The organism is Bradyrhizobium sp. NDS-1 (assembly GCF_032918005.1).
Lineage (GTDB): Bacteria > Pseudomonadota > Alphaproteobacteria > Rhizobiales > Xanthobacteraceae > Bradyrhizobium > Bradyrhizobium tunisiense.
Window position 1 is genome coordinate 3,285,088 of sequence record NZ_CP136628.1, and the last position, 26,292, is coordinate 3,311,379.

Below are 26,292 nucleotides of genomic sequence, written 5' to 3' on the forward strand. Positions count from 1 at the left end.
AGTGCGCCTGCATTGGATGCGGCGGGAAAGTGCGTTGGGGACTGCCATGAATACCGCGAAGAAAGTGTCGGGAAAACCGGCCGCCGAAATGTTCGACGACATCCCGGTGCTTCAGCGCAAATGGCGTGCCGCGCTGAGGCCCGGCGATCGGCTGCCACGCTACGAGGATGTGATGCTCGGCAGTCTCGGACGGCTCGCCGATCACATCGCGCTGCTGAGGAACGACGGCGCGCTCGAACTGTCGCGCAGCGGACGCTACGTGCAGAAATGGCTCGGCGACGAGCGCTGGGATATTCCCGTCGCCGAACTGTCGCCGGATTGCGCCACCGCGCTGTCGCAAGCGGCGACGAGCGCGCTTGCCAACGGACGACCGCATCGGGCCAGCGCACATTGCGTGCGCGATGGCATGGTGCGGACCTACGACGTGCTGGCGCTGCCGACGGCCTCGCGCTGGGGCGCCACTCTGGTCGGCGCCTATGTCAACGAGCGCGGCGCGCAGTACAATTTGCTGGACGCGATCTTCGCCTCCACCGACGACGCGGTGGTCTCGCTGGCCGTCTTGCGCGATGCCGGGGGCAAGCCGTTCGATCTCCAGATCGTGCATCACAACAACAGCGCGGGCGCAATGCTGAAGGTTGCGAGCGAAAGCCTGTTGTGGCGGCGAGTTGGCGAGGGGACCCCGCTGCTGGCCTTGCCCGACGTCATGGACTTTCTGCTCAAGGCCGTCGCGGGCGGCCGCGGCGAGCAGCTCGAGATCGAGAGCGAGGGCCGGCACCTTCGCCTCAGCGCCACGGCTTTCGCCGACGTGGTCTCGCTGACGATCTTCGATGTTACCGCCTTGAAGCGGCGCGACGCCTCGTTCCGCCTGCTGTTCGACAGCAATCCCATGCCGATGTGGGTGTTCGACGCGCGGACCAAGGAATTTCTTGGCGTCAACGATGCCGCGGTCCAGCATTACGGCTACAGCCGCGCCACCTTCCTGCGCATGAAGCTGCACGAGATCTGGCCGGAAGACGAGTGGGACAGCCACGCCGAGGCGCTCGAACGCGTCGGCGATGCCTATCATTCCTCACGCAACTGGCGGCACCTGCGCGCCGACGGCAGCGAGATCGAAGTGCTCACCTTCGGCCGCCGCGTCGCCTTCGACGGTCGCGACGGCTATCTGGTCGCGGTGGTCGACATCACCGAGCGGCGCAAGGCCGAGGCGCGCATCGCGCACATGGCCCACCATGACGGGCTCACCGACCTGCCGAATCGCGAATATTTCCAGGAGCGCCTGAAGCAGGCCCTGGACCAGGCTGGGGACAAGCGCGTCGGCGTGCTCTACATCGATCTCGACCTGTTCAAGAACATCAACGATTCCTTCGGTCATCCCGTCGGCGACCGTCTGCTCAAGCAGGTGGCCGAACGCCTGACCAACGCGGTCCGCGGCGCCAATCTGGCGGCCCGGCTCGGCGGCGACGAGTTCGCGGTGATCCTTGCGGCCGACGTCTCGCCGAACGAGGCCAGCGCCTGCGCAGGCCTGCTGATCGACATGCTGAAGGCGCCCTATGATCTCGACGGTCAGGAGATGGTGATCGGCGCCAGTATCGGCATCGCGCTGTCGCCCGGTGACGGCACGACGCCGGAAGAGTTGATGCGAAACGCCGACATGGCGCTGTACCGGGCCAAGTCCGACGGCGGCAGCGTGCACCATTTCTTCGAGCGTGAGATGGACCTCCAGGCGCAGAAGCGCCGCGACATGGAGCTCGATCTGCGCCGGGCGTTCGCCAATGGCGAGTTTCGAGCTGCACTACCAGCCGCTGGTGTCGATCGCCTCCGACCGCATTTCCGGCTTCGAATCGCTGCTGCGCTGGCGTCATCCGGACAAGGGCATGATCTCGCCGGCGGAGTTCATCCCGGTCGCAGAGGACATCGGCCTGATCACCCAGTTGGGGGAGTGGGTGCTGCGCGAAGCCTGCGCCGAGGCGGTCAAATGGCCTGCCGACGTCAAGGTCGCGGTCAATCTGTCGCCGGCGCAATTCCGCAGCCGCAATCTGGTTCAGGTCGTGATCTCGGCCCTGGCGCAGTCAGGCCTGTCGCCGAGGCGGCTCGAGCTCGAGATCACCGAGTCGATCTTCCTCGCCGAGACCGATGCCAATCTCGCCATCCTGCACCAGCTCCGCGAGCTCGGCGTCAGCATTTCCATGGACGATTTCGGCACCGGCTATTCCAGCCTCAGCTACCTGCGCAGCTTTCCCTTCGACAAGATCAAGATCGACCGTTCCTTCGTCAAGGATCTGGCGCTGCGGCCCGATTGCGGTGCGATCGTGCGCGCGATCTCGGGCCTCGGCCGCAGCCTCAACATCACCACGACCGCCGAAGGAGTCGAGACGGAGGATCAGCTCGACTGGCTCCGCGCCGAAGGCTGCAACGAGGTGCAGGGTTTTCTGTTCAGCGCGGCGCGGCCTGCCGGCGAGATCGCAAAGCTGCTCGCAGATTGCGGCCAGCGCGCCTCACGGGCGGCGTAGCCCCTCGGGGTAGCAGTCGTAGACCAGCGCCTTGAACGCGGGGGTGATGCGGCCGCGCTCGTTCTGAGTCTGCTGCATCATGAGGTAGACCATGTCGAGCTTGGGATCGACGCCGAAATAGGTGCCGCTGCCACTGTCCCATTTCAACTCGCCGAGCGAGCCCGGCGGCGGCGGTTTTGCGTTGCCCGGATCGGTCCGCACCGCAAGGCCGTAGCCATAGCCGAAGCCGTCGCCCGGGTAATAGAAGTAATCGCGTCCGACGCCGGAGCCTGGCCCGATATGATCGGTCGTCATGGCCTTGAACGCGGCGGGGCTCAGGTAGCGCTTGCCCTCGAATTCGCCGCCGTTGAGGAGCATCTGCGAAAAGCGCTGATAGTCGGTGATGGTCGAGAGCAGGCCGCCGCCGCCGGACTGCCATTCGGGATGGTCGAGACGCTCGCGCTCGCCGGCGAGCAGGATGAAATCGTTCGGCAGCGGTCGCGCCATCCGCGCCAGCTCGTCCTCCGTCGTCAGTGCGAATTTGGTGCTGCTCATGCCGAGCGGATCGAAGATGCGCTGCTTCAGGAACTGATACAGCGTCTGGCCCGAGATGATCTCGATGACGCTGCCGAGCACGTCGGTGGAATGGCCGTAGCGCCACAGCGTTCCAGGCTGCCGCGCCAGCGGCAGCCTGGCGATGCGATCGGCGAATTCCCTGTTGTTGAACTGGCCTTCGAAGATGTTGGCGGCCTTGTAGACCTGCTCGACCCATTTGCCGCCGATATAGTCGTAGCTGATGCCCGAGGTATGCCGCAGCAGATCCTCGATGTTGACGGGACGGACCGGCGGCACGAGGTCGAGCTTGAGCTTGCCGTCCGGCTCGGTGACCTCGAGACCGACCTTGGTGTCGGCAAACAGGGGGATGTATTTCGACACGGGGTCGGTGAGCGCGAGCTTGCCCTCGTCGATCAGCATCATCGCGCCAAGGCACGTGATCGGCTTCGTCATCGAGTGGATGGCGAAGATCGTGTCCGGCGTCATGGCAAGGCCGGTTCGGGTGTCACGCACGCCGAACGTCTTGAGATAGACCGGCTTGCCGTGCTGCTGCACCAGGATGACGGCGCCGGGCAGCCGGCCGCTCGTGACCTCGTTGTCGAAGAAGGCCGTGATGCGGTCGAGCCCCGCGGACGAGGGGGCGGGGATGTCGGCGGCCCGGCTTCGCGCCATCGAGCCGGCGAGCAGCGCGGCTCCGACCAGAAAATCACGACGTCTCATCCGGGCTTCCTCCCTGCTCGGGAACAAAGCCGCAAGACGTCGAACGCGTCAACAAGACTCCGATTAAAATCGTGTCACGATTCGGCGCGTACGGTCTTGCTCGGCTGATGGGCTGGCAGACATGGACGACCCGGGCGAGCTCTCGTCCGGATCGAGGCTGACATCGCCGGGCATCTCGTCAACCGAAGGTACTCCGGCCGCTCGACCAGCAGATCGCTCCGGCCTCAATGGTGCAGTTGGAGCTCCGGCTACATAGCGCGAACGCTCGCGAGGAATTTATCGACTTGAACCTCCAACGCGGATGCATTCTTGGCCAGGCTGCCGGAGGCGGTCAGAACATTCCCCGCTGCGTCGCTTGTGTCGCCGACGGCCTGGTTGGTGCTGCTGATATTGGTCGAAACCTCCTTGGTGGCCGCGACTTGTTGCTCGACCGCACTCGCGATTGCCGTGCTGATCTCGCTTATGCGATTGATGGTCTGGGAAATCGCCTTCAGCGCTCCGGCCGTGTTGCCTGTCGCGGATTGCATCTCGTTGATCTGGGCGCCGATCTCCTCCGTCGCCTTGGCCGTTTGGCTTGCAAGTGCCTTCACCTCCGATGCAACGACGGCGAAGCCTCTGCCAGCCTCGCCGGCCCGCGCGGATTCGATTGTTGCGTTCAGTGCGAGGAGGTTGGTCTGACCGGCAATCTGGCTGATGAGGGCCACTACGTCGCCGATCTTCTGTGCCATTTTCACCAGGCCGGAGACGAGTTGATCGGACTTTTCCGCCTCTTCGACCGCCACCCTTGCGACTTTGCTCGCCTCGGCAACTTGCCTGCTGATCTCGTTCACGGAGGAGCTGAGTTGCTCGGAAGCCGATGCCGCTCCGGCGGATCGCTGGCTGACAAACTCGGCGGTGGAGGACAGCGACTGCGCCGTCGCCTGCATCTCGGACGAGGCGGAAGCCAGTGTGCCCACCAGGCTCTTCACGTCTCGTTCAAAATCATCCGCGAGCCGCACATTGGTTGTGACGACGGACCAGTTGAGCATCGCTCCCGTGTAGTTGCCCTTCCGGTCGTACAGGGGCGAAACGCGCAAGTCGAGAGTCTCGGGTCCCAGCTTGATCTTGGCGGCGTGGGGCAGGCGGGTCGGGTCGCCGACGATGCGACGTTGGTGCTGTGGGTTCTTGTGGAAGATGTCAAATGACTTGCCGACGAGCTCGTCCGGGGCGGCCGGAAGCAGGTGCCGCAGAGGCGTGAGAGTCTTGACACTGGTTTTGTTGACGTAAGTGATATTGAAATTGGTGTCGCACATCATGATATTGAGCGGCATGTTGTCGAGCATCTGCAACTGCCGTTCGGTCTCGGCTTCGAGCTTGGCCTTCTCGGTCGCAAGCTCCCAAGTGAGCATCGGGCCAGTGTAGCGGCCGCGCGCATCGATCATGGCGGTCACGGTGAGATCGAGCGTCTCGCCGCCAATGGTGATGCGGGCCCGGTGCGGGAGATTTTTGGGATCGGACAGAAGTCGTCGCTGGTGATCGGGATTCTTGTGGAAGATGTCGATCGATTGGCCGATCAGGGCGTCGACTTTGACGGGCAGCACGTGTTCGATTTTCTTGAGATTGTTCCTCGTCGATTCATTCAGGTAAATGATCTTGAAATCTGTCATTTCGCAGATCATCACGCTGATCGGCATCCGGTCGAGCAGACCGAACGAGCTGTCAGATTTGAAGCGGGAAAGCATGTTTTAAGACCCCCAGTTGAGAACGTTCAAGTTAAGATGACATCGGGCCATGACTGGCCAATTCCGAATTGCGGAATGACTCAACGCAACTTGCTACAATGATCGTGCGGTGGCTGAATTGGATTGCGGCACTAGGTCAATTGACGAGCACGGCGCCGTCGCATCTGACGCCGGAAACCCATACGTCCGCTTGCCCAATACCGACGCCGAGCGCAGCGAGCGTGCCTGCGAGTATCTGATCAATCGAACTGGTAGCGCCGGAGAGAATGTTGGCGACTGTCGAGCCGACGCCCGGTAGAGGAAGCGCGAGAGGACCCGACGTGACCGTCAGACTCATGTCCCTGAGCAGGCTCGACATCAGCGAAGAGGTGAAGTTCGTCGTCGTGACTGTCTTGATCGTCTGGGCCTGAATGTCAGAGTAGGTGAAATCAACCTGCTTTGCGGTGGAGTTGCTTATTTCAGCATGAGCGCGCCCAGTGACGCTTACGCCGGCTACGCTGAGCAGCGTAGCGGGCGGAGGATTTGGCTTGGTCCTGAAATTGGTCATGTCGGCTATCGTGACATTGCCGACCCATGCATCGACGACGCCCGGGGTGACGCCGAGCGATACAGTCGTGCTGCTGATGTCGGGTCGTCCGCAGGAGATGGCGGACAGCGTGGCCGTACCTGCCGCGACTTCGACATAGATCGGCAGGTTGACAGCGGGAATTCCTCCGCTGCCGGCGAGCTGGATCGTAATCAGGACGCGCGTTTGAGCCGTGTGGACGCTCGCTCCCTGCGCGCCGACGGCGAACCAGCCCGAGCCCACCGGACGTTCACCGATCGTGGCGACCACGGAAACTTGCGTGATGCCCGGCAGGTTGAGGTTCACGCTGGTTGCGATCTGATTGGTCCCATTCGCAACTGCGGCAGCGCCGGACAGCAGGTTCAAGAGCGAGAGGCTGACTCCGATCTTGGGCTTCTGGCCAACGGCGAGGCTGCCGTAAGGCCCAAGATTCAGAAGCGATCCCGGGGCAATCCGGGTTGACTGTCCCGAGACTGCTTGCGCTATATTCGACAAAGTGATCGTGGCCGCGTTGTTGCCATTCGTACTCTGTTGCGTCGCCAACATTGCCGTAATGAGATCGGCCATCTTGATGTTTCCGGTCAAGACATTGTCGTAAGTGGGGCCAGTCACGCTGGCGCGGGTGGCGAGCGCAGAAAGGAAATCGAACGCATCGATCCGCGCGTTCGCAAGTGCCTGATAATCCATTGCCGTAAGTGAAAGGTTTGTGCCCAGCATCGATCCAAGCACGGCATTGATCAGCCCGCCGTTCACCGCAAGCAGGCGTGAGCCGATCGCAAATGAAGCGAGTGCCGTGCTCGATGCCGTTGCTGACGTCCTGATCGTGTATTCGCTCGAACCGGTGATGTAACGGGCAAAATGAAGCGGGGTCTTTGTTTCGAGAGTGACGCGCGCGGCCGTCGGAGCGCCAGTTGCCGGCGTGACGAAGCGTTTGTCCGGCACTACGGCAGCGTTCGGCGCGTAGGTTCCAAGCTCGACGCTGACCAGCGCTTTCGCTGGATAGTTGTTGCGTACGACAGTTGCCGAGGCGGCATTCGTCGCATTGTTCAGATTGCCAGCGGCGACGATCGCGGCAAGATCCGCTGCGCTCTGAGCTTTGCGCCTGTCGGCAAAGATCGAGCCGACATCGACGCCCAGGGCCGCACAGCCGATGACCAGCGTCATCATACTCGCTCCGATGATTGCAACGTTGCCGCGATCGTCAGAGGCGAACCGAAACAGGAGGTGCCGAGCCAATTTCATCCTAGAACCCTCCGTAGGGAATGGCGGCGGACCGAATGATCGTTGATGTGGGAGCCCGTACGAGTGGAAGGGCGAAAACGATGCTGCCGGACGCATCATATGTGACGGTCACCACGTACACGTTCGCGGCGCTGCTCGATGGAGCCGCGCTGACGGCAAGCTTACCGGGATCCAGCAGAGGGTAGGTCGAAGCGTGTGCAGAGACGTAACCGGTCGCAATCGTGTTGCGTTCGCTGTCGGAGATTCCAGCGACCGAAGACCGCGCGGCTTCCGCGGCGAGCTGCTGGACTCCGTGGACCATCGTCAGATAGCCACCGAAGATGACGATCCCGAACAGCATCAACAGAAAGAGAGGAGTGATCAGAGCGAATTCGACGGCGGAAGCGCCACGTAGGCAGAGCACGAATCTAAGCATGTCAACCTCAACCCTTTGTTGTGGCTGAGGATGGGAGCATGCTCGTTACGGGTTATTGTATGCTTTGTTCCGTAAATTTGCGGATACCATTGCAAGCTTTGGGCCTCCAAGAATCTATGGGCCCATAAAAGTGTTGTGGCACATCAACGTTTCAGGGGGGGTATGCCGTAAGAGAAGCAACCATTGGTTAAATATCTTAAAGGGGATTTTGATTAAATGAATCACCGCAAGAGGCACGTAAATATCCCAACAGAAATCGTGCGTACCGCGATTGTGATCTCCGAAACCGGGAGCCTTTCGAAGGCCGGTGAACTGTTGGGCTTGAGCCAGCCGGCGATCAGTTCACAGATGAAAAGGCTTCAGAATCTCGTGGGAGGACCGCTGTTTGAGCGGAGTTCAACCGGTACGACTCTCAGCGACCTCGGCAGGCTTGCGCTGCAACAAGCCAGGCGGATGATTGAGGCGAATGACCAGTTAATGAGACTGTCGGGCAATACTGAGCGCTCGCAGCCGGTCAAGCTGGGCCTCAATTCGCTCTTCGCGACCGATTTTTTCAAGGCACCACAGTCAGTTGGTAGCCTTTCTGGCATCTTCATCCAGGTCGACCAGTCAGGCACCCTCGCCAAAGCCTTGATCGAGGGGTATCTCGATATTGCCTGCTTGTTTGATCATCAACGCATGGATGGCGATCTTCGCCAAATGATAGTGGCGGCAGATGACGAGCCGCTCGTCTGGGTCAGGGCGAAGCAGTTTGTGGTAAGTCCGGGATCTCCCATTCCGATCCTGACTTGGCCCGGAGACGACTGGATGGTGCGAACGCTCGAACGTCACGAAATTTCTTATCGGATTGTTTTCAGCAGCCCCGATTTCGAAGTGAAGCTACGAGCGGTGGAAGCTGGCATGGGGTTCACCGCCGTCCCTGCCAGCAAGGTGCCGGGCACGGTGGTCGTCGCCAAGGATTATTATCTTCCTGAACTGCCTCCCATACGCCGGATCATGTGCGTTCGAACGAATCCCGGCAACGCGCTCATGGCTGAACTCACGAAGCAGCTGACGTCGTTGTTCTTCGAGCCGAAATAAATCGTCGGCCTTGGAAGCAGACTTTCCGGCCCTAGAATTTGGTCACGATAGTGGACAGATCGGGTCGCGGACGGTCTTCGCTGGGCTTGGTCGGCGTGCCGATATGGACGAAGCCGGCGAGCTTTTCGTCCGGCTTGAGGCCGAGTCCGTCGAGCACGTCGCGATCGAAGGAGAACCAGCCGGTCAGCCAGCAAGCGCCGTAGCCGAGCGCGGTCGCGGCCGTGACGATGTTCATGGCGCTGGCGCCCGCCGACAATTCCTGCTCGAACGCCGGCACTTTCGGATGCGGTTTGGTGAAGCTGACGATGCCGATCACCAGCGGCGCGTCGGTGAGGCGCTTGCGCTCGACCTCGACGTCGGCCGCGGGCGCGCCTGGATTCTTCCGCGCAAAGACCTTCGCGATCACCTCGCCGGCGCGCTGGCGGGCATCGCCCTCGAAGATGATGAAGCGCCAGGGCGCGAGCTTGCCGTGATCGGGCACGCGCGCGCCAATGGTGAGGATCGTCTCGAGCTCGGCCGGCGAAGGGCCAGGGCCGGTCATCTCGCGCGGCTTGACCGAGCGGCGGGTCTTCAGGAGTTCGATGGCGTCGGGCACTGCAATATCCTCTTCAGCTCGTCGTCGGGCGTGCCATGCCGAGATAAGCATGCACGCCCGCAACCGGAAGCGAATTTAGATCGATTTCAGGGATCAGCCCGCTTCCCGCATCCGCCGGACGTCCGGCGGCGTCGCCTCGTCGACCAGCGCGGCGATGGCTTCGGCGGTCGTCATCACCGTCTGGCCGTCGCTGCCGAGGCGGCGGACCGAGACCGAATGCGTCTCGGCCTCTTTCTTGCCGACCACGAGCAATGCGGGGATCTTGGCCAGCGAATGCTCGCGGACCTTGTAGTTGATCTTTTCGTTGCGCAGGTCGATCTCGACCCGCAGCCCCGCGCGCCGCGCCTGTTCCATCACCACCTTGGCGTACTCGTCGCCTTCCGAGGTGATGGTGGTGACCACCGCCTGCACCGGCGACAGCCAGAGCGGGAAGTTGCCGGCATAGTGCTCGATCAGGATGCCGATATAGCGCTCCATCGAGCCGCAGATCGCGCGGTGCACCATGACAGGCGGTTTCTTGCCGCCGTCATGGTCGATATAGAACGCGCCGAACCGTTCCGGCAGGTTGAAGTCGACCTGCGTGGTGCCGCACTGCCAGTCGCGGCCGATGGCGTCGCGCAGCACGTATTCGAACTTCGGTCCGTAGAAGGCGCCTTCGCCCGGATTGATCTCGGTCTTGATGTGATTGTTCTGCGCCTGGATCGTGCTCAGCACGGTCGCCATCACCCGTTCGGCGTGATCCCACATCGCGTCCGTGCCGACGCGCTTCTCCGGCCGGGTCGACAGCTTCACGGTGAGGTCGCCGGTGAAGCCGAAGTCCGCATAGGTCGACAGAATCAGGTCGTTGATCTTCAGGCATTCCGCGGCGAGCTGGTCCTCGGTGCAGAAGATGTGCGCGTCGTCCTGGGTGAAGCCGCGCACGCGCATCAAGCCGTGCATGGCGCCGGAAGGCTCGTAGCGATGCACCACGCCGAACTCGGCGAGGCGCAAGGGCAGGTCGCGGTAGCTCTTCAGGCCGTGCTTGAAGATCTGCACGTGACCCGGGCAGTTCATGGGCTTGAGCGCGAACCAGCGCTTGTCCTCGGCCTCGTCGCCGGCCGACTGCGCGGCGAACATGTTCTCGCGATACCAGCCCCAATGGCCCGAGGTCTCCCACAGCACCTTGTCGAGGATTTGCGGCGCGTTGACCTCGCTGTAATCGCCGGTCAGGCGCCGGCGCATATAGGCGATGAGCTGCTGGAAGATGGTCCAGCCCTTCGGGTGCCAGAACACGACGCCCGGACCTTCCTCCTGGAAGTGGAAGAGGTCGAGCTCGCGCCCGAGCTTGCGATGGTCGCGCTTTTCGGCTTCCTCGATCTGCCTGAGGTAGGCGTCGAGGTCCTCCTGCTTGGCGAAGGCCGTGCCGTAGATGCGGGTCAGCATCGGATTGTTGCTGTCGCCGCGCCAATAGGCGCCGGCCACCTTCATCAGCTTGAAGGCGTTGCCGACCTTGCCGGTCGAGGTCATGTGCGGGCCGCGGCAGAGGTCGAACCAGTCGCCCTGATAGTAGATCTTGATCGGCTCGTTGCCGGGAATGGCGTCGACCAGCTCGACCTTGAACGCCTCGCCCTTGTCGCGGAATACCTGCTTGGTCTTCTCGCGGTCCCAGACCTCCTTGGTGAAAGGTTTGTCGCGCGCGATGAGCTCGCGCATCTTCTTCTCGATCGCGGCAAAGTCTTCCGGGGTGAACGGCTCGTTGCGGAAGAAGTCGTAGTAGAAGCCGTTCTCGATCACCGGACCGATGGTGACCTGCGTGCCCGGCCACAGCGTCTGCACGGCTTCGGCCAGCACGTGCGCGCAGTCGTGGCGGATCAATTCGAGGGCGCGCGGGTCGTCGCGGTTGACGAGCTCGAGCTTGGCGTCGGCCTCGATCGGGTCATTGAGATCGGTGAGCACACCGTCGAGCGCCATCGCAACCGTACGCTTGGCCAGCGACGGCGAGATGCCCTTGGCGATGTCGAGGCCGGTGATGCCGTGGTCGAACTGGCGCTGTGCGCCGTCGGGGAAGGTGAGGGTGACTTTGGCGGCGGGGGTCACGGGCTTCAGATTGGAGAGGCTGTACTGGAAGCCGGACTCGGATTTGGGCTGGTCGGTCATTGCTTTTTCTCCTGAGGCTCACTCCTGCGAACGAGCGCAGGTAAGCGGGAACGAGCGATATATCAGGCGATTCGGCCTGCGCAATCCGGCAATTCCAAGAAATCGGCGCGCAAAGCCGGGACGGTGCATCAACTATTTCGAGCGGCGGCCTTTAACGGGTGCCGGGCCCGCGCTACATGCACCTGCATGGAAAATGCGCGCGCCCGGCGTTTCGCGCCAACCGCCCTGATGCTTGGCAATCTCGTCACCGGCTGCTCCGTGCTGGCCCCAGCGGGCATGCTGCCGGAGTTGGCGGGCGGGCTCGACGTCAGCATTCATGCAGCCGGGCTGCTGATCACCTTCGGCGCGGTGACGCTCTGCATCGGCTCGCCGCTGACGGCCTGGCTGACCAGTCGCATCGAACGTCGGACGTTGCTCACGACGACGCTGGTGGTGCTTGCCTTGGGCAATCTCGCCTCGGCCTTTGCGCCCGACTACACCAGCCTCCTCGTCATTCGTCTCGTGATGCTCGCGGTCGGCGCACTCTATACGCCGCAGGCCGCCGGCACGGGGGCCTTGATCGTGCCGGCCGAGCGGCGGGGCAGCACCATCGCCTATATCTTTCTCGGCTGGTCGCTCGCTGCTGCCGTTGGCCTTCCGCTGATCACCTTCATCGCCAGCCGCTATGGCTGGCGCGCGGCCTATGGCGAAATCGGAGTGCTCGGCTGCATCAGCTTCGTGCTGTTGCTGCTGCGGCTTCCGGCGGGCCTGAAGGGCGCGCCGGTGGATTTGAAGACCTGGCGCGAGGTCGGCGGCAACAGGACGATTCTGCTGCTGCTTGCGATCACCATGCTGCAAATGTCGGGGCAGTTCGTGGTGTTCACCTTCATGGGCCCGCTGCTCAACAAGCTCACCGGCGCCGGCCCCGATGCGATTGGCACGGTGTTCGCGCTCTACGGCGTCTGCGGTTTCCTCGGCGTCGTCATCGCCACCCGCATCGTCGACACTTGGGGCCCTTATCGCACCTCGCTGCTGTTCGCCTGCCTGTTATTGACCGGGATCACGGGCTGGGCGCTCGGCGCGGGCACGCTTGCTTTCATGACGTGCGGGGTCGCGATCTGGGGCCTCGGCTTTGCGTCGACCAATTCGATGCAGCAGGTGCGGCTGGTCGCTGCCGCGCCGCCGCTTGCATCGGCGACCGTCGCGCTCAACACCTCCGTCCTCTACATCGGCCAGGCGGTCGGCTCTGCCATCGGCGGACTGTTGTTCGCCCGCGAGCTCCTGCATACGCTCGGCTTCGTCGCGGTCGGTTTCGTCGCGGTGGCGCTGATCCTGCTGATCCTGACCCGGCCCCGGTCCGCTGCCGCAGCGGCCTGAATCTCGCGGTTTCGTATGTGCAAGGTGCTTGGCAAACCGCGCGCGGGAGCGTTAGAACGCGGTCATGGGGACCAAAGAGAGTTGACTGAAATGAGGATGATTCTGGCGGTTGCCGCGGTGCTCTATTCAGCCTCCGCGTTCGCGCAAGCCGACAAGCCACCGATGGTGGGGGACAAGCCGCTGGTGCAGGTCAAGCCCAAGGGAACCAAGGAGGCGGCGGCAAAGCCTGCTGCAGCGCCGAAGGGCAAGCCGCAGTCGATCGCCGTGCGGCTCCAGGCCTGCCTCGAGATCGACGACGGCACCAAGGATCGTCTCAATTGTTACGACGCCGTGATGCCGCCGGCCCCGAAGCCGAAGCCGGCGAAGGCCAAGGGCTACGCCGATTGCCGGTTCTTCAAGGAAGAGGACGAGCGGCTGACCTGCTACAACGGCTTCGCCGAGGCCATTCCGAAGCTGCCCAAGACCTGAAGCAAGACCTGAAGCAGGCACGGCCACAGCCGCCCCGATCGCGCTGAGCAGCTTGCAGGCCTAGCGGCTCGAGGCGACGCGCGTCAGCGCCAACGCTGGCGTCGCCGCCATCTTCACCAGCACGTCCTTGAGCGGATCCCGCGTCCAGGCGCGGGTGACATAGTCGCGATGGGTGATGCCGTCGCCGGTCTCGACGAACACCACGCTGCCGGGCCGCAATGGTCCGTCCATGTCCTCGGCGACGCTGATGCCCTTTTGCCGCAGCATGCTCATCAGCTCGCGGTCCCGCCGCGCGGTGTGGCGGGTGTAGGCGCTGACGAAGAAGCCGGAGCGGTGGCTCTCGATCCAGGATGCGAACTTGTCCATTTCGCCGTAGACGGCATCGAGCAGCACGACGCCGCGGACGCGGTCGCTGATGCCGCCGACTTCCAGGCTCCAGGCCGTCGGCAGGAAGCCGCCGCTGTAGCCGACGATCACGATCGGCATGTTGGCGAAGGCGCGCGCGCTGGTGGGATCGCCGGTGACGCGAGCGAGGTGGTCGGCCGCTTCCGCCATGAAGCGCTTGAAGCCGCCCGGTTGCCAGAACTTGCCGGCGCTGGAATCGGCGGCATCGACCGCCATCTGCGGTGCAAGCAGCACGGCATTGGCGCCGGAATCGGTGATCTGCTTGGGCACGAGCTGACGATCACGCACGTCGCGCTCGAGCGTTGCGCCATTGCCGTGGAAGAACACCACGATCACCCCGGGCTTGCGCACGTCGAAATGCTCGGGCACGTGCATCAGCACGCGGCTGTCATTGTAGGTCTCGTCCTGCCAGAACACGCGACCGGAATAGCTGCGATGGCCACGGCGATCGCCCTTGGAGATGTTGAGGAAGGGCGCGTCGGAGGCGGGGTTGTTGCCGAAATAGGGAAAGGCCGACGATTTCATGCTGACGAGCGTCGTCAAATCGTCGCGTGGCGGACGCTTGTAGGGGACCTGCGGCTCCAGCGAAGCGACCTTGTAGGGGGCCTGCTCGGGCGCCTGCGGCTGCACGGCGCGCTTGGGCGAGAAGTCCGACATCTGCCGTTGCAGGAGACTTTCGCTCGCCGAGGGGAAGCGTTCCTTGAACTGCGGAGCAGGGAAGCGATCCTCGAACGTGTCGCCGCTTGCCACTTGGGGATGGGTTTTCGCGACGACCTGACTGCCTCCTTGGACATTGGCCTGCGAATTCGCCGCGAGCGCCGCCGGGTTCGGCGCCTTGCCGCATTGACCCAGTGACAGCGACATCGGCACCAAGGCTGAGATCAGGCCGATCTTGAGCGCACGACCGCGCCGACCGGACGGCGTCCGGCCGGCACGGCTGTCAGCTCTCATTTTCGGAACGGCCCCGACCATCCACCCATGACCCCAAAGTCACGTCCATCGGCAATCTTTCGACAATTGAGCCGACTGGCGTTTAGGCGACGTTAAGCGTCCGGAGAAACTTCCCCACATCCGGAACGCTCAAAGGGACCACGCAATCGTGTCCTGATTGTGGGGGAGAGGGACGGGACTTCCCTGGGCAAACGCAGCTTTTTCGAGCGGGAGCGGGAAATGCGGTGCCCAAATACCTGTTTCGGCCGCCTCATTTAACCCTTGTTAACCCTGCTTGAATTGACTGGGCCAAACTGCACGATGCCCGCAAGGCATGACGCCTGAGGTGAAGGACCCCGATGACGGCATCAGATGCGGGCACCACACCCTGGACTCGCCGGCTGACCGGAAACGGGACCGGGGTCTCGGCCCTTGTCGCAACCGCCATCGTCGTGGCCGACATGATCGGGGTCGGCGTCTTCACCAGCCTCGGCTTCCAGGTCAAGGATATCCCGTCCGGCTTCTCGATCCTGCTGCTCTGGACCGTCGGTGGCATCGTCGCGTTGTGCGGGGTGTTCGCCTACAGCGAACTCGGGGCGATGTTTCCGCGCTCGAGCGGCGAGTACAATTTCCTCGGCCGTGCCTATCATCCGGCCTTCGGCTTTCTCGCCGGCTGGGTGTCGGCCACGGTGGGGTTTGCGGCGCCGGTCGCGCTCGCGGCGATGGCGTTCGGCGAATATGCCAAATCGGTCCAGCCCGATCTGCCGCCGATCCCGCTCGCCATCGCTGTGGTGTGGCTGGTCTCGCTTGTGCAGCTGACCGGCGTCAGGCACTCCTCGACCTTCCAGCTGATCTCGACGATCATCAAGGTCGCGCTGATCGTCGCCTTCCTGGTCGCCGGTTTCGTCATCGGCGTGCCGCAACCGATCGCCTTCACCCCGCAGCCGGGCGACATCGCCCACATCGTCAGCGCACCCTTCGCGATCGGGTTGGTCTTCGTGATGTACTCGTTCTCGGGCTGGAATGCCGCGACCTACATCATCGGTGAGATGAACATGCCGCAGCGGAATCTGCCGCGCGCGATGCTCGCGGGCACGCTGATCGTGCTCGTCCTGTATGTCGCGCTGAACGCGGTGTTTCTCTACTCCACGCCGGTCGGCGAACTCGCCGGCCAGCTCGACGTCGCCAGCGTCGCCGGCAGCGCCATCTTCGGCGACTTCGGCGGCCGCATCGTCGGCGCGATGATCTGCGTCGGCCTGATCTCCTCGATCTCTGCGATGATGTGGATCGGCCCGCGCGTGATGATGACCATGGGGGAGGACATTCCCGCCTTGCGCGTCTTCTCGAAGCGATCGGCCAGCGGCGCGCCGGCCTATGCCATCCTGTTTCAGCTCGTCGTCGCCAATCTGCTGCTGTTCACGCGCAGCTTCGAGGCCGTGCTCGACTTCATCCAGTTCGCACTCTTGTTTTGCTCGTTTTTCACGGTCGCCGGCGTCATCAAGCTGCGCATCACCGATCCCGATTTGCCGCGGCCCTATCGCACCTGGGGATACCCGTTCACGCCGCTCGTTTTCCTGCTCGTGACAGGGTTCATGATGTACTACCTGTTGACCGAGCGGCCGGTGCAGTCGCTCGCGGGGATGCTCGTCATGCTCTCGGGCCTGTTGATTTATGCTGTTTTCCGCAGGCGGCCGGTCGCCGCTGGCAATTCACACAATCGCGAATAGACATGCTTCGACCCCTCAGAATTGCGGCCGCAGCTCTCGCCTTGCTGGCAGCGGCCGTCTCGTCCGCAAATGCCGCCGACGTGACCTTCGATGACACCGCGCGCTTCCTTGCGGGCATGCAGCCCTCGGCCGACTCGCCGCTGGTGCCGCTCACCAAGGAACCAGGCTGGCAGCGCCATGCAAAGTTCTTCGACGGCGCCTTCGCGCAGCTCGAACAGCGCCAGCTCTCGAAGATCCGCAATTGGGCCGACGTCAATCTCGCCGCGCCCCGGCCGACCATGTTCTACATGTTCAGCGGTCCCGATTTCCTCTACGCCAACACCTTCTATTCCAAGGCCAGCACCTACGTGCTCGGCGCGCTGGAGCCGGTCGGCGCCGTGCCCGATCTGACGCGGCTGCCGCGCGGCTCGGTCGGCGCTGCGCTCTACAATGTCGAGCGTTCGCTCGGCTCGATCCTGAGCTTCTCCTTCTTCATCACCAAACAGATGAAAGTCGACCTGCGCGCCAATCAGGTCAACGGCACCTTGCCCATCCTCTATGTCTTCCTCGCGCGTTCCGGCAAGACGATCCGCAATGTCGAGATGGTCGCGCTCGACGACAAGGGCGGGGTTCATGTCGGCGACGACAATCCGGGACGGAGCGCGACGCGCGGCGTCCGCATCACCTTCGCCGGCAGCGATGGGGAAGCGCGCACGCTGTATTACTTCTCGACCGATCTTTCCAACTCCGGGGCGCGCGCGACCGGTTTCCTGAAATTCTGCGAGACGCTCGGGCCCGGCAACAGCCTGCTCAAGAGCGCGTCCTATTTGTTGCACTCCGGCAATTTCACCGTCGTGCGCGATTGGCTGCTCGCCAACAGTGCCACCATCATCCAGGACGATTCCGGCATTCCGCTTGCGAATTACAGCGCGCGGCAGTGGCAGTTCTTCCCGTTCGGCCGTTATCTCGGGCCAATCGACGAATTCCCCGGCCGCTACCAGGAACGCTATGCCCGGCTGTTCACGCGCGCCCAGCCGATCGATTTCGGTGTCGGCTATCGCTGGCGGATGCACGAATCGAATTTGCTGCTGTCGGTGAAGGTGCCGGGCAGCGAGACCGCGCCGGCCGCGGAGGCCAGCCCGGCTGCCGAGCCGGCGCCAAAGCCGCCACGTCCGAAGCGGTTGCGGCCGCCAGAATCGATCCCGCCGCAGTCCGGGCGCACCTTCTGGTTTCGCTAGGCCGTGAACTCAAGAATCGACCGGGCGGACAGCTCAAGGGCTTCCGCTGCGCCGATGAGATACGACCTAAGTTCCCAACAATATTGGTTCGCGCCTGCCTCCGCGGATTACTTCCGCACGTGATGCTTGGTCGACGTCACCGTGCTCGCTGGCGGCGCGGGCGAGATGGAGAACGTCAGCCAGGTGTTCCAGCCGGACGGCCGATTTGCCGCGTCGAACTCTCCATAAGCTTTCACGTTCAAATAGCCCTGCATGTCTCCGACGGGAAACAGGTAGCCGAATTGCGGGCCGATGCCCAGGACGCGCGAGCGGAATGGGCCGAGAATGGGGTGCTGACCGGAATCGTCGGTGATCTGCTGATAAGCATATCCAACGAAGCCCACGAACGCGTGCTTGGAGAGAAACTTGGACACGCCCCAGTCGAAATGAAAATCGATTCCGCTCTGGTACTGGGTGTCAGGGTTCTTGAAATTGTAGGTGAACCCGGCAACACCGGAGAATTCCTGCCCGGTCGCGAGATCGAGATAGGTGTATCCGCCGCCGGCATCGATGGCGCCATGACCGAGGCCGGTGTTGGCCAGACGGGTCGATTGATAATCTCCGACGGGAATGTCGCCAGTCGCATACGTCATCCAGTTGTGAACGCCGTTGTGCCACTTCAGCGACATCACCGGATAGAGATCGCCGACGGACACTAGCGTGTCGGAGAGACTGCCGGTTCGAGTCGAGCCGAACGGGCCGACGTTGGTGGTCAGCGTTCCGTCGATTCCGACGGCGCTCCGCGCGAATGTGCCGGTGAGACCCACGGCCAATTGTCCGCCCAGCACCGGCGTGCCGAACGTATAGCTCGGCGCCAGGATCAGGAGATCGGCTTGTGCGTTGAGGCTGGCGTTCAGGCTGACATTGACCGTCGCCGGAAGTCTGCCGGTCGAGATCTGCCGCGACGCGGCGACCCCGCCGGAGCCGCCGACGGAGGTATGATAATAGACGGTGCCGAGCGACCACCCTGGCATCATCGGCACGGCCGCCAGGCTGCCAAACTGGCCCGGAAGCCAGAACGAGATGCCGTTTTCGTCGGCGAGGGCCACCTGCGGAGAAAGCAAAGCAAGCGCGGCGGCAGCGAGAGCGCCACTCAGCCGACGCGCGGGTGCAGCATTGTGCGTCATGATTGCCGCCTCACAGCCAACTTGATGAAGTCGAGCCGGGGCGAACCGGAGCTTCCGCCATGCGATTGCTCAATCCGACAATCCTCTCTTCAACATGGCCGCCTTGCGACCTTCTGCAGCTTCTTCGCTGTCGGCCTTCTTCATTTCCTTCAGCTCGATCGTCACCTGGCTGATCTTGCCGGAGAATTTGAACGGCACCTTGTAGGCTTCAGTTACGGGAGTACCCTCGTCAGCACCGACGTCCGCGCCCTCGTCAGCGGAGAAGCCGCAGCATTGCGTCCGATCGATCCGACCTGTGGCAACACTCTTTCCGTTGACGAAAAGCGTGCCCACGGCGCCCTTGCCGATTCCGCCGCCATCGTAGGCGAACTCGAAACGGATCGTAGACTTGCCGGCAGGTAACCCCTGCGGGGCAGATATCGTAAATCGCTGGAGACCAAGGAAATTGTAGGTGTAGGTCGGTTTGCCGTCCTTCAGATACAAGCTCCAGCCGCCGAACCGGCCGGCCTGGGCGAGGATGGCACCGCTGGTTCCGGCCTTGGGAATTTCTACATCGGCGGTGATCACATGCGAGCGGTTCTTCGTGTTGATGAAGACGTTCTCCGACATGCCGAGCATGCCCTCATGAACCGTCAACGAGGTGCGGCCCGCCATTTGACGGCTTCCTTGAGGAAGAGATCCTGAAGCTCTTTCAGCTTGTCCGGATTCTTTGCTGCCAGATCGTTCGTCAGGCTGAAGTCCGATCGCGTGTCGTACAGCTCCCAGATATCCTGCTCAAGCGGCCTGCGGTTCGTCGTTTCCCACGCTGCACGGTGAATCGTGCCGGCCAGCCAGCCGTCGCTGTAAATTGCGCGGTTGCCGAATATCTCGAAGTACTGGGTGGTATGCCGGCTCGCAGCGCCGGCGTTGCCAAAACTGTAAGCCATGCTCACACCCTCGATCGGGGCTTGCGGCGTTCCATTCACGCTCTTCGGTTCGGGAATCTTCGTGGCTTCGAGGATCGTCGGCACGATATCGATGACGTGATGCCACTGCGAGCGTACTTCACCCTTCGCCGCAATGCCCTTGGGCCAGTGAACGACCATGCCGTTGCGGGTGCCGCCATAGCTCGAAGCTACCTGCTTGGTCCACGTGAAGGGCGTGTCGCCAGCGACGGCCCAACCGGCAGCATAGTGACTATACGTCATCGGGCTGCCCAGTTCATCGTAGTGCTTGAGAATGTCCTGAACGCTCTCCTGCACGCTGTTGAAATAGGTCATCTCGTTGAACAGCCCGTTCATGCCGCCTTCTGCACTCGCGCCATTGTCGCCGACGATGTAGAAGACCAGGGTGTTGTCGAGTTGACCCGTCGCTTTGACGGCGTCGACGAGGCGGCCGATCTCGGTGTCGGCGTATTCGCCAAAGCCGGCGAACACCTCCATCTGGCGAGCGAACAGCTTCCTTTCGTCAGGGCTCAGCGCGGCCCAATCCTTGATGGCTTCCGGCTTGGGCGCGAGCTTCGTCCCCGACGGCACCACACCGAGCTTGATCTGGCGGGCCAGCGTCTCCTCACGCAGCTTGTCCCAGCCCTGATCGAACTTGCCCTTGTACTTCGCGATCCATTCTTTCGGCACGTGGTGCGGCGCATGGGTAGCGCCCGGCGCGAAGTACATGAAGAACGGCTTATCGGGCGTCAGCGACTTCTGGTATTGCATCCAGTCGATCGCCTTGTTGGTCATGTCCGTCATGAAGTTGTAGTTGGGATCCTTCGACGGCTCGACCTGCGTCATGCCGTCATAGATGAGGGGAGCCCATTGGTTGGTCTCGCCGCCCATGAAGCCGTAGAACTTGTCGAAGCCCTGGCGGGTCGGCCAGCGATCGGTTGGCCCGGAGGGACTCACCTCCCATGCCGCCGTCTCGTGGTTCTTGCCGAAATGGGCGGTGCTGTAGCCGTTCAGTCTCAGCATCTCCGCGATCGTGGCAACGCTGTTGGGGCGCTGTCCGGTCTGCCCCGGAAAGGTCGTCGCGGTTTCCGCGATCGATCCAAAGTTGTTCATGTGATGGTTGCGGCCGCTCAACAGCGCAGAGCGAGTCGGCGAACAGAGCGCCGTGGTATGGAATTCGTTGTAGCGCAGCCCTTCATTCGCCAGCTTCTCCACCGTCGGCATGCGGATCGGACCGCCGAAGGCGCCGGACTGGCCGAAGCCCATGTCGTCGATCAGCACAATGAGCACGTTGGGTGCACCGACAGGTGCCTTGACCTCGAAGCGTGGCGGCGGCGTTGCATTGCGGGCGTCGAAGACGGTGCTGTGCGGATATGACGGCTCGGGAATCGGCAGCACTGTGCGATCGGTCGGAAGCACGACCGCGGGTGGGGCAACCTGCTGGGCATTCGCCGGAATGGGCAGCAGCACGATCAAGGACAGCGCGGTGACCGCCGTCGTCATACGTCTCATGTCGGCTACCTCAGCGAAGGAGGAAAAATAGAAATCAATTGATCAAATGGCGGGTGATCAAATGGCGGGGTGCGACCAGCGCATCCCGGAGTTCGACAACAGTTCGATGCGGTCTCAGCGCCGCCCGGCGCGATTGACCGGACCGCCGCGATTCATGGGGGTGCCCACCGCTCCAACTCCGGGGGTCACCACGGCACGCGCGACCGGCCGCGGCCGTAGCACGACGCCGGGCCTGACGATGCATCCGACGGGATAATCGACATACTGGCAGTAGACGACCGCACCGGCCTGGTCTGTGCTCGCGGCTACGAAGCCGGCGACCAGTCCAGCTGTCAGCAGGGCAGACAATGCGATTGAGCGCTTCATCCCGGTGTCCTCTATTGTTGATTGCCGAATTTACCCGATCGAACGACCGGCGTATTGAGCTGGATCAAGTGCTTCGATCACGATCGTGATCCGAGGCATGATGATGCGCGAAGGAATTCGTTGGTGTCGGCCCTTCCTCATTGGGGAGCGCAGTGGAATGAGGCGAACCGTTGCGCGCAGCTCGATGCCAAATGATCCTGCAGACTTGACTCGCAGAGCCTGCAGCCGAAGATAGACAAGCCTATGCCGACCGGATGCAGATACCCGCATTTCGGTGAAGCGGAAGGCTGAAAGGCTGTCGTTGGCACGCAAACGTCGCAAAGCCGGCAGCAAGACTGTCTTGCGGCAAGAACCTGCCGCCAAGCTGTCGCATGTTGTGTCGTCGCAAGCGCAAGCCTCGGAAACATCGAGAACCACGCAGTTCTCGAAGCTCTATATATTGTTTTCGATGCTGGCAGTGGCGGCGGCTGTCCTCGTCATAGGCCTCGCCGTTCATCTACTTGGCGGCGGCCCGGCTTGGGATGCCCAATCACCGTCTACGGCGGCCTATGTCGGGAGCGACGCCTGCGCAGGCTGCCACCAGGCCGAAGCACAATCGTGGGCCGCCTCGCAGCACAAGGCGGCGATGCAGCACGCCAACGACAAGACCGTGCTCGGCAACTTCAATGATGCGAGTTTCGAATATTACGGCGTACGTTCACGTTTCTTCCGCAGGGCCGGAAAATTCCTGGTCGAGACCGACGGCGCCGACGGCAGCCTTTCCGAGTTCGAGGTCAAGTACACTTTCGGCCTCGATCCGCTGCAGCAATATCTCGTCGCGTTCCCGGATGGGCGCGTCCAGGCACTGCCGATCGCATGGGACGGTCGGCCGCAAGACAAGGGCGGCCAGCGCTGGTTTCACCTTTCGCCCAATGAGGCCATCAAGCATGACGATATCCTGCACTGGACCAAGCTGAACCAGAACTGGAATTTCATGTGCGCGGAGTGCCACTCCACCGGCTTGCGCAAGAACTACGACGCCGCAAGGGATCGCTTTTCGACGACCTGGGCGGAGATCAGCGTCGGCTGCGAGGCCTGTCACGGTCAGGGCTCGCGCCATGCCGCCTGGGCGCGAGAGCAGCAGAGCTGGTGGCCGTTTGGCAAGCAACAGGACGCCGCCAAGGGCTTGCTGGTGCGTTTCGACGAGCGGCACCGCATCTGGCCGATCGATCCGCAGACCGGAAACGCAAGGCGTTCCGCCGAACCGGCAATGCTCCGCAAGGAAGTGGAGACCTGTGGCCTCTGTCACGCACGGCGGGGTGCCTTCGACGAGAATTGGGTTCCCGGCCAATGGCTGTCGCAAACCCATGTCGTCGAGCCGCTCGCGCGCAATACCTATCATGCCGACGGGCAGATCCGCGATGTCGAGGAGCCCTATAACTATACACCCTTCAAGCAAGGCAAGATGTTTGCGGCCGGTGTCACCTGCAGCGACTGCCACGAGCCGCATAGCGCGAAGCTTCGTTTGCCGGGCGAGGGAGTCTGTCTGCAGTGCCATGCGTCCGACAAATATGCCGGCGTGACGCATCGCCAGCACGCCGACGTCGAGCCGTCGCCGACCTGTATCTCATGTCACATGCCGGTCAGGACCTACATGGTGATCGATACCAGGCACGATCACACCTTCAGGGTCCCGCGTCCCGATCTGTCCGTCACCCTCGGAGCGCCGAACGCCTGCAACGACTGTCACCGCGACAAGTCACCGCAATGGTCGGCGGCAGCCGTCGAGCGATGGTTCGGTCCGCTCCGGAAGGGCTTCCAGAATTACGGAACGGCATTCCATGCCGCCCGCACCGACCAGACCGATGCCACCGCGCTGCTTGCCGTCCTTGCGGCGGATCGCAAAGCGCCCGCCGTGGCCCGCGCCAGCGCACTCGACGAACTTGCATCGCGCGTGACGTCGGCGAACATCGCGACGGTCCGTGTCGCGCTGGCCGATCCCGATCCGATGGTGCGGATAGGCGCGCTCGACATGCTGGGCAACGTGCCCGTTGATCGGGTCTGGTCCCTCGTGTCCCCGCTGTTGTCTGATCCCGTCCGCGGTGTCCGCATCAGGGCGGTCTCCCTGCTCGCGGGCGTTCCTTCCGCAAGCCAGCCTCAGCCGGATCGTGCACGCTTCGATCAGGCGGCAGCGGAGTTCGTCGCCGCCCAGCGCGCCAATGCCGAGAGACCGGAGGCCCGCACCGCGCTCGGAGACTTCCTTGCGCGGCGCGGAGAGATGCAGGAAGCCGAGGCCGAATACAGAGCGGCCCTCAGGCTGAGCCCGCAATACGCGACGGCGGCGATCAATCTCGCCGATCTCGATCGGCAACGCGGGCGGGACGGCAACGGCGAATCCGTCCTTCGCGCCGCGCTTGCGAGTTCACCGCGCGACGCGGCGCTGCACCATGCGCTCGGCTTGACGCTGACGAGGCTGAAACGGTCCGAGGACGCGCTCAACGAGCTCCGTCGGGCGACGGAGCTGGAGCCGGACGGGCCGCGTTACGCCTACGTCTACGCCGTCGCGCTGCATTCCGGCGACCGACGCGAGGAGGCCTTGAACGTCCTGAAGGAAGCCTTACGCCGTCATCCGAACGACCTCGATATTCTTCAGGCCCTCGTCTCGTTCAACCGAATGGCCGGAGATATGGCGTCGGCGCTGAAGTACGCGGAACAGCTCGCGACTTTCCGGCCAGCTGACCAGGGTCTTACGACACTGATTCAAGAACTTCGCCGAGCCGTCCGGCCCCGCGCGCAGTGAGCAAAACCAGGAGTAGTGGCTGCTGGGGCTTGGTAGGCAACCGGTGGCTCGCGCAATGGGTCCACGCCTGAGCTACCAATGCACGCTCTGGCTCGGCACGATGAACGTCGTCGTGCTCGGCGCCGTCGCAAGGCTCGATGCAAGATACCAGCCCGAGCCGAGCACGAGTGCCAGCAAGGCGACGATGGCGAGCAGATCCATGGTTCTGGGGTCGTGATGTCGCCTGAAGCCGGGGGCGGGCCCAGGTTTGAGGTGAAGATGGGGGCTGATTTTCCAGCGCATTGTTGTTCCTCCCGAGGGAGCGTCAAAACAACGCAGGAAGGAAGTCCAAGGTTCCTCGGGCCACCGATGCGCAACGCATCGCGGCAATCTCAGGATGCATTGACGCCCCGCCATCGGGCATAGCGCCATGGCAGATACCAGCGCGCGCCTTGCGGCGCCGTGAGCGGCACGTTGTCGATGCCGGACGTGCCGAACGGATGGCAGCGCAGCAGCCGCGCGAGCGTCATCCAGCCGCCGGCCCAGAGCCCGAACCGTTCGATCGCCTCGTCGCCATAGACGGAGCAGGTCGGCAGGTGCCGGCAGTTGTAGCCAACCAGAGGCGACAGCGTATGCCGATAGAGCCAGATCAGCGCGCGGCCGAATCTGCGCGGGAGCCGAAGCGCCCCTTCCACCGAACTTGAACAATGCCCGCAGGCTGAATGCTTCATGTGCGCTGTGATGCCACGTTAGGCGAGATATTGCTCGGTTCCGAGGCAGGGAACTGTAAGCTGTTGTTTCCACGCCATATTTTGCATGCTTTTTGGGAGCAGTGCAGCAAGTGCCTATGGACGATCTGTATTCCCCCGGATACCATTTTTGTGACGTCCATGTGTAGACTCATCGGGCGCAAGACGGGGCTTACCCGAATCGCTTTGGGGCTTGGGGAAGGGACCAGTTTGAAAGTACTGACGTCGCTCAATCTTCGCGGCTGGTTGCTGGTGGGAACCGCCGTTTGTGGAGTCGTGCTGGCTGGTGCCGTCGCGACACTCGGGTCGTCGGCCCGCGCGGGTAACGCTCTCGAAGAGCGCAAACTGCCAATGAAGTTCAACTGGATCGCCTGCGAGCCGAACTGCCGCGGCTGGGTCAGCGCGGTGGGCATCATCACCGCCGATACGCCAAAGGATTTCGAAGAGTTTTCCCGTGGGCGCCAGCTCGGCGGCGCCACCGTGGTGCTCGATTCCAGCGGCGGTTCCGTCAACGACGCGATTACGCTCGGCCGGCGCTTCCGCAATCTGGGGCTCCTGACCACGGTCGGCGTAAGCCTCCGCGGCGGGCCATCGGCTCGTCCGGCGGTCGCGCCCGAGGCCTATTGCGAATCCATGTGCGTGTTCCTGCTGCTGGCCGGCAAGAAGCGCTACGTGCCGGAAGCGGCCCATGTCCGCGTTCACCAGATCTGGATGGGCGACCGCGCCGACGATGCCAAGGCGGCAAGCTACAGCGCGCAGGATCTGATGATCGTGGAGCGCGACATCGGCCGGCTCGCCAAGTACACCTTCGACATGGGCGGAGCGGGCGATCTGCTGTCGCTCGCGCTCAGCGTTCCGCCCTGGGAGGATCTGCACGAGCTGGACGCCGGCGAGCTCAAGCTCACCAATCTCGTGACGACGGATCTCGTTGCCGACGTTCTGCCGCATGTGGACATCTCCGCGCCGGCGATGGCGGACCTGGCCCCGAAGACACAGGCCAGGTTCGGCACGGAACCCGAGCAGTCTGCCAAGTCGACCAAGACGGCGGAAGCCGTGGTGCCGACGGGCGGTGTGGCCGCGCCAGCTGCGGCGGCGCCGAAGTAGGCTCTGCAATCTCGGCAGTCAGGCGCGCGTTGCCCAACTATGGTGCGCAATTGCGCACCTCAGAATCTCGGCCGCAATCTCTGGATTCCGGGT

Annotated in this window: 20 protein-coding genes and 1 pseudogene; 8 read left to right on the forward strand and 13 right to left on the reverse strand. The window is 63.0% G+C overall.

What is annotated here, in order from left to right:
• Positions 1-46: 46 nt before the first annotated feature.
• Positions 47-2,510, forward strand: a pseudogene (locus tag RX330_RS15295) (putative bifunctional diguanylate cyclase/phosphodiesterase).
• On the opposite strand, the gene RX330_RS15300 reads toward RX330_RS15295, so the two are convergent.
• The 4 genes from RX330_RS15300 to RX330_RS15315 all read right to left on the reverse strand — a co-directional run bounded on the left by RX330_RS15300 (position 2,496) and on the right by RX330_RS15315 (position 7,707).
• Positions 2,496-3,764 (reverse strand): serine hydrolase domain-containing protein, encoded by a 1,269-nt coding sequence (locus tag RX330_RS15300; RefSeq protein ID WP_317243526.1) that lies wholly within the window; start codon positions 3,762-3,764, stop codon positions 2,496-2,498. The pseudogene RX330_RS15295 and the gene RX330_RS15300 overlap by 15 nt on opposite strands.
• Positions 3,765-4,012: 248 nt before the next feature.
• Positions 4,013-5,485, reverse strand: coding sequence for a methyl-accepting chemotaxis protein (locus RX330_RS15305; protein ID WP_317243527.1), 1,473 nt, complete (start codon positions 5,483-5,485; stop codon positions 4,013-4,015).
• Positions 5,486-5,621: 136 nt separating this feature from the next.
• Positions 5,622-7,292: a pilus assembly protein TadG-related protein gene (locus RX330_RS15310; RefSeq protein ID WP_317243528.1), complete on the reverse strand. Its 1,671-nt coding sequence runs from the start codon at positions 7,290-7,292 to the stop codon at positions 5,622-5,624.
• A gap of 1 nt (position 7,293) precedes the next feature.
• Positions 7,294-7,707, reverse strand: a complete 414-nt coding sequence (locus tag RX330_RS15315; RefSeq protein WP_317243529.1) for a TadE/TadG family type IV pilus assembly protein — start codon at positions 7,705-7,707, stop codon at positions 7,294-7,296.
• A gap of 216 nt (positions 7,708-7,923) precedes the next feature.
• On the opposite strand from RX330_RS15315, the gene RX330_RS15320 reads away from it, so the two are divergent.
• Positions 7,924-8,787, forward strand: coding sequence for a LysR family transcriptional regulator (locus tag RX330_RS15320; RefSeq protein WP_249153806.1), 864 nt, complete (start codon positions 7,924-7,926; stop codon positions 8,785-8,787).
• 31 nt (positions 8,788-8,818) lie between these two features.
• Here the strand turns inward: RX330_RS15320 and RX330_RS15325 are convergent, their stop codons facing one another.
• Both RX330_RS15325 and thrS read right to left on the reverse strand, forming a co-directional pair.
• On the reverse strand, positions 8,819-9,382 hold the full coding sequence (locus tag RX330_RS15325; RefSeq protein WP_212092315.1) for a nitroreductase: 564 nt from the start codon (positions 9,380-9,382) through the stop codon (positions 8,819-8,821).
• Positions 9,383-9,475: 93 nt separating this feature from the next.
• Complete coding sequence (gene thrS / locus RX330_RS15330) at positions 9,476-11,518, reverse strand: threonine--tRNA ligase (protein WP_317243530.1); 2,043 nt, start codon at positions 11,516-11,518, stop codon at positions 9,476-9,478.
• 186 nt (positions 11,519-11,704) lie between these two features.
• Between thrS and RX330_RS15335 the strand changes: the two genes are divergently transcribed.
• Together RX330_RS15335 and RX330_RS15340 are read left to right on the forward strand one after the other, a co-directional pair.
• Positions 11,705-12,874, forward strand: a complete 1,170-nt coding sequence (locus RX330_RS15335) for an MFS transporter (protein ID WP_317243531.1) — start codon at positions 11,705-11,707, stop codon at positions 12,872-12,874.
• 90 nt (positions 12,875-12,964) lie between these two features.
• A complete protein-coding gene (locus RX330_RS15340; RefSeq protein WP_212092312.1) occupies positions 12,965-13,342 on the forward strand; it encodes a hypothetical protein in 378 nt (125 codons plus the stop codon).
• A 60-nt stretch (positions 13,343-13,402) separates the two neighbouring features.
• On the opposite strand, the gene RX330_RS15345 is transcribed toward RX330_RS15340, so the two are convergent.
• The gene (locus RX330_RS15345) at positions 13,403-14,719 is read right to left on the reverse strand and encodes an alpha/beta hydrolase (RefSeq protein ID WP_317243532.1); all 1,317 of its coding nucleotides are present in this window, start codon (positions 14,717-14,719) and stop codon (positions 13,403-13,405) included.
• 317 nt (positions 14,720-15,036) lie between these two features.
• Here RX330_RS15345 and RX330_RS15350 point away from each other — a divergent pair, with 317 nt between their 5' ends.
• Both RX330_RS15350 and RX330_RS15355 read left to right on the forward strand, forming a co-directional pair.
• Positions 15,037-16,404, forward strand: coding sequence for an APC family permease (locus tag RX330_RS15350; RefSeq protein WP_212092310.1), 1,368 nt, complete (start codon positions 15,037-15,039; stop codon positions 16,402-16,404).
• A 2-nt stretch (positions 16,405-16,406) separates the two neighbouring features.
• Positions 16,407-17,621, forward strand: a complete 1,215-nt coding sequence (locus RX330_RS15355; protein ID WP_317243533.1) for a hypothetical protein — start codon at positions 16,407-16,409, stop codon at positions 17,619-17,621.
• Between the two features lie 107 nt (positions 17,622-17,728).
• On the opposite strand, the gene RX330_RS15360 is transcribed toward RX330_RS15355, so the two are convergent.
• From RX330_RS15360 to RX330_RS15375, 4 genes are all read right to left on the reverse strand, one after another.
• Complete coding sequence (locus RX330_RS15360) at positions 17,729-18,787, reverse strand: transporter (protein WP_317243534.1); 1,059 nt, start codon at positions 18,785-18,787, stop codon at positions 17,729-17,731.
• 69 nt (positions 18,788-18,856) lie between these two features.
• On the reverse strand, positions 18,857-19,441 hold the full coding sequence (locus RX330_RS15365) for a hypothetical protein (protein WP_317243535.1): 585 nt from the start codon (positions 19,439-19,441) through the stop codon (positions 18,857-18,859).
• The gene (locus RX330_RS15370; RefSeq protein WP_317243536.1) at positions 19,420-21,222 is read right to left on the reverse strand and encodes an arylsulfatase; all 1,803 of its coding nucleotides are present in this window, start codon (positions 21,220-21,222) and stop codon (positions 19,420-19,422) included. Before RX330_RS15370 ends, RX330_RS15365 begins: the two co-directional genes overlap by 22 nt.
• Before the next feature lie 114 nt (positions 21,223-21,336).
• Positions 21,337-21,588 carry a hypothetical protein gene (locus RX330_RS15375; protein ID WP_212092306.1) on the reverse strand — a complete coding sequence of 84 codons (252 nt, stop codon included), beginning with the start codon at positions 21,586-21,588 and terminating at the stop codon, positions 21,337-21,339.
• Positions 21,589-22,036: 448 nt separating this feature from the next.
• Here RX330_RS15375 and RX330_RS15380 point away from each other — a divergent pair, with 448 nt between their 5' ends.
• Positions 22,037-24,367, forward strand: coding sequence for a tetratricopeptide repeat protein (locus RX330_RS15380; RefSeq protein WP_317243906.1), 2,331 nt, complete (start codon positions 22,037-22,039; stop codon positions 24,365-24,367).
• A gap of 72 nt (positions 24,368-24,439) precedes the next feature.
• Here the strand turns inward: RX330_RS15380 and RX330_RS15385 are convergent, their stop codons facing one another.
• Together RX330_RS15385 and yidD are read right to left on the reverse strand one after the other, a co-directional pair.
• Complete coding sequence (locus RX330_RS15385; RefSeq protein ID WP_212092305.1) at positions 24,440-24,649, reverse strand: hypothetical protein; 210 nt, start codon at positions 24,647-24,649, stop codon at positions 24,440-24,442.
• Between the two features lie 89 nt (positions 24,650-24,738).
• Entirely contained in the window at positions 24,739-25,077 is a 339-nt protein-coding gene (yidD, locus tag RX330_RS15390) for a membrane protein insertion efficiency factor YidD (protein ID WP_317243537.1), read from the reverse strand.
• A 228-nt stretch (positions 25,078-25,305) separates the two neighbouring features.
• Here yidD and RX330_RS15395 point away from each other — a divergent pair, with 228 nt between their 5' ends.
• Positions 25,306-26,199 (forward strand): hypothetical protein, encoded by an 894-nt coding sequence (locus tag RX330_RS15395; protein WP_317243907.1) that lies wholly within the window; start codon positions 25,306-25,308, stop codon positions 26,197-26,199.
• The last annotated feature ends 93 nt before the right edge of the window (positions 26,200-26,292 follow it).

Bases quoted from the DNA above. Each gene is read 5' to 3' on its own strand.
- RX330_RS15300 (WP_317243526.1), bottom strand. From the start codon at position 3,764: ATGAGACGTCGTGATTTTCTGGTCGGAGCCGCGCTGCTCGCCGGCTCG.
- RX330_RS15305 (WP_317243527.1), bottom strand. From the start codon at position 5,485: ATGCTTTCCCGCTTCAAATCTGACAGCTCGTTCGGTCTGCTCGACCGG.
- RX330_RS15310 (WP_317243528.1), bottom strand. From the start codon at position 7,292: ATGAAATTGGCTCGGCACCTCCTGTTTCGGTTCGCCTCTGACGATCGC.
- RX330_RS15315 (WP_317243529.1), bottom strand. From the start codon at position 7,707: ATGCTTAGATTCGTGCTCTGCCTACGTGGCGCTTCCGCCGTCGAATTC.
- RX330_RS15320 (WP_249153806.1), top strand. From the start codon at position 7,924: ATGAATCACCGCAAGAGGCACGTAAATATCCCAACAGAAATCGTGCGT.
- thrS (WP_317243530.1), bottom strand. From the start codon at position 11,518: ATGACCGACCAGCCCAAATCCGAGTCCGGCTTCCAGTACAGCCTCTCC.
- RX330_RS15335 (WP_317243531.1), top strand. From the start codon at position 11,705: ATGGAAAATGCGCGCGCCCGGCGTTTCGCGCCAACCGCCCTGATGCTT.
- RX330_RS15340 (WP_212092312.1), top strand. From the start codon at position 12,965: ATGAGGATGATTCTGGCGGTTGCCGCGGTGCTCTATTCAGCCTCCGCG.
- RX330_RS15345 (WP_317243532.1), bottom strand. From the start codon at position 14,719: ATGGTCGGGGCCGTTCCGAAAATGAGAGCTGACAGCCGTGCCGGCCGG.
- RX330_RS15350 (WP_212092310.1), top strand. From the start codon at position 15,037: ATGACGGCATCAGATGCGGGCACCACACCCTGGACTCGCCGGCTGACC.
- RX330_RS15355 (WP_317243533.1), top strand. From the start codon at position 16,407: ATGCTTCGACCCCTCAGAATTGCGGCCGCAGCTCTCGCCTTGCTGGCA.
- RX330_RS15360 (WP_317243534.1), bottom strand. From the start codon at position 18,787: ATGACGCACAATGCTGCACCCGCGCGTCGGCTGAGTGGCGCTCTCGCT.
- RX330_RS15365 (WP_317243535.1), bottom strand. From the start codon at position 19,441: ATGGCGGGCCGCACCTCGTTGACGGTTCATGAGGGCATGCTCGGCATG.
- RX330_RS15370 (WP_317243536.1), bottom strand. From the start codon at position 21,222: ATGAGACGTATGACGACGGCGGTCACCGCGCTGTCCTTGATCGTGCTG.
- RX330_RS15375 (WP_212092306.1), bottom strand. From the start codon at position 21,588: ATGAAGCGCTCAATCGCATTGTCTGCCCTGCTGACAGCTGGACTGGTC.
- RX330_RS15380 (WP_317243906.1), top strand. From the start codon at position 22,037: ATGCTGGCAGTGGCGGCGGCTGTCCTCGTCATAGGCCTCGCCGTTCAT.
- RX330_RS15385 (WP_212092305.1), bottom strand. From the start codon at position 24,649: ATGCGCTGGAAAATCAGCCCCCATCTTCACCTCAAACCTGGGCCCGCC.
- yidD (WP_317243537.1), bottom strand. From the start codon at position 25,077: ATGAAGCATTCAGCCTGCGGGCATTGTTCAAGTTCGGTGGAAGGGGCG.